This window comes from Prosthecobacter sp., assembly GCF_049294395.1.
In the GTDB taxonomy this organism is placed as follows: domain Bacteria; phylum Verrucomicrobiota; class Verrucomicrobiia; order Verrucomicrobiales; family Verrucomicrobiaceae; genus Prosthecobacter.
Genome location: NZ_JBAQCR010000407.1, coordinates 1 through 2,120, shown reverse-complemented (window position 1 = coordinate 2,120; position 2,120 = coordinate 1). Strand labels below are relative to the sequence as shown.

At 59.6% G+C, this 2,120-nt stretch carries 3 protein-coding genes; all 3 read right to left on the bottom strand.

Translation table 11 applies throughout. The annotated features are described in order from the left end of the window. Positions 1-502 precede the first annotated feature (502 nt). A complete protein-coding gene (locus WAW39_RS28030) occupies positions 503-937 on the bottom strand; it encodes a DUF420 domain-containing protein (RefSeq protein ID WP_422322678.1) in 435 nt (144 codons plus the stop codon). Between the two features lie 3 nt (positions 938-940). Beyond that, positions 941-1,651: an SCO family protein gene (locus tag WAW39_RS28025; RefSeq protein ID WP_422322676.1), complete on the bottom strand. Its 711-nt coding sequence runs from the start codon at positions 1,649-1,651 to the stop codon at positions 941-943. A gap of 10 nt (positions 1,652-1,661) precedes the next feature. Then, a partial coding sequence (locus WAW39_RS28020) for a UbiA family prenyltransferase (RefSeq protein WP_422322674.1) occupies positions 1,662-2,120 on the bottom strand: 459 nt, incomplete at its 5' end.

The following is a 2,120-nucleotide window of genomic DNA, read 5'->3' as shown; positions in this document are numbered from 1 at the left end:
AAGGGACGTTCGATTTTGCCGCGGAGGGGCGGAGAGGCAGAGGGGGCAGAAGATGGATTTAATTTCCTGCTGCCTTTGCGGTAAGCTGGAACGCCTTGAAGTTCGGCACCAAGGGGCGAGTTTTGCGGACGGCTATCGGGGGGCTGAGGGATCGCTGATTTTCGGCAAAGGAATGATTTGGCAAAGGAATGTCCGGAGATTGGAGGCACTGATTTTGCACCGTGCGGTGTGCAGCGTGGAACCTCGAAACGAAGGGGACGGCCTACGGAACACGCGGAATACACGGAAAATCAGGCTGAAGCCCAAGCGTGCTGGAAATGGACAACCGCAGAGGAGCGACGGGCGCAGAGATTGATCCAGAGTTCTCTTATCGGTGGTTTGGAACTTCGAAAATCAACAATCGATTGTTCGACAATCTTCAATTTTCTGGAATCGGAGCCCCCTGGGTGTGCGCGATTGAGGATTGATGAGCAGGGATTGCTGATTGAAGAGGTTCCTCCCCCTATGCCCGGATGGGCGGGCCGTACCAGACGTAGCACATGAGATAGACGATGATGCCGGTGACGGAGACGTAGAGCCAGACGGGGACGGTCCATTTGGCCATGCGCTTGTGCTTGTCGAAGCGGCTGCGCAGGGCGGGGACGACGGTCATGATGATCATCGGCAGGCTAAGCACAGCGAGCGGGATGTGCGTGAAGAGGATGGTGAAGTAGATCGGACGGGTGAGGCCGGTGCCGGCGAACTTCACGTGGCCTGCGTGGTAATGATAATAGAGGTAGCAGCCGAGGAACGCGGTGGAGAACAGCAGGGCGATGATCATGCTGACGATGTGCGGCTTCTTGTGGCCGAGCTTGATCATCGTCAGACCGAGGATGATGTGCAGCAGCGCGCAGCCGTTGAAAATCGTGTAGAGCTTGGGGAGTTCGGTGACGTCCATGGTTTATTTCGAGGCAGCGGGTACGTAAGGGGCCTTTTTCTGTTCGTTGAGAAGGTAGTGGAGGTCTTTGCGCAATTTTTCATCCCAGAATTTGGCGAATTCGGGGTCGGGATTCAGGATGTCCGCCAGACTGCGCACGTGACCGCGGTGGTCGATGACGGCGACGCGGAGGTCGTGGATGTATTTGTCATCCGGGGAGAGGCGGTCGGCCTCGGGCATGTCCTGCACGGGGCGGAACTGGGCCTGGCTGGTCATGAACTTGCGCACGGCGTCTTTCTCGCCGTTCACGAACCACCAGTTGGCGTCGTCCTTGATGCCGAGGCCGCTGGCGAATTTCTTCATCATCTCCGGTGTGTCATCGGCGTCGAGGGTGAAGCTGACGAGCTGGAGGCCGGGCTCATTGGCAAATTCCGCCTGCAGTTTCTTGAGCTTGGCGATGACGGCAGCGCAGCCACGGGGGCAGCGGGTGAAAACCCAGGAGATGACGAGGACCTTGCCTTTCAAATCTTCGAGATGGACGGTCTTGCCGCTGCGCTCGGTGAGTTCGAGGTCTTTTTCGAGACGGCCAAGGATCGGGGGGCGGTTCACGTCGTTGTCGATGCGTGAGCGGTAGATGAGGTAGTTGTAAAAGACGACGAGGCCGAGGACGGCGATGATGACGGGCACCCAGATGGTCCAGGGGCTGAGCTTGGCTTTGGCGGGGGAATCGTTCATGGCGGTGCAGTTACGCGTGTTTCCAGGCGATGATGGATACGGTCAGAATGCCCGGGAGATACATCAGCGTGCAGAAGAAAAGCTTGCGGGCGGTCACGCGTTCCGGCTGGCGATTGAAGCGCAGCGCCAGCACGCAGAGCCAGCCGCTGAGCAGGAGGGCCGGGGGCAAAAACCACCAGGCGTAGGCAGCGCCGGCATAGACGGGATAGAACATCAGCAGCACGGTGCTGACAGCGTAGGCGAGAGCGTGCTGCGAGGTGCGCGCGCCGTGTTCATCGTCGTTGGCGAGCATGACGAAGCCGCCTTTGCGGTACTCGTCGCGATACATCCAGTTGATGGCGAGGAAATGCGGGAGCTGCCAGAGGAAGAGGAGGAGGAAGAGGTAGATGGCACCTGGCTCCACCATGAGCTCCCAGCGGAAATGCGGCGCGGTGCCCGCAGGCAGCGGCCCGGCGGCACCCGCCCAGCC

Coding starts and splice junctions, on each gene's coding strand:
- WAW39_RS28025 (WP_422322676.1), bottom strand. CDS start 1,651: ATGAACGATTCCCCCGCCAAAGCCAAGCTCAGCCCCTGGACCATCTGG.
- WAW39_RS28030 (WP_422322678.1), bottom strand. CDS start 937: ATGGACGTCACCGAACTCCCCAAGCTCTACACGATTTTCAACGGCTGC.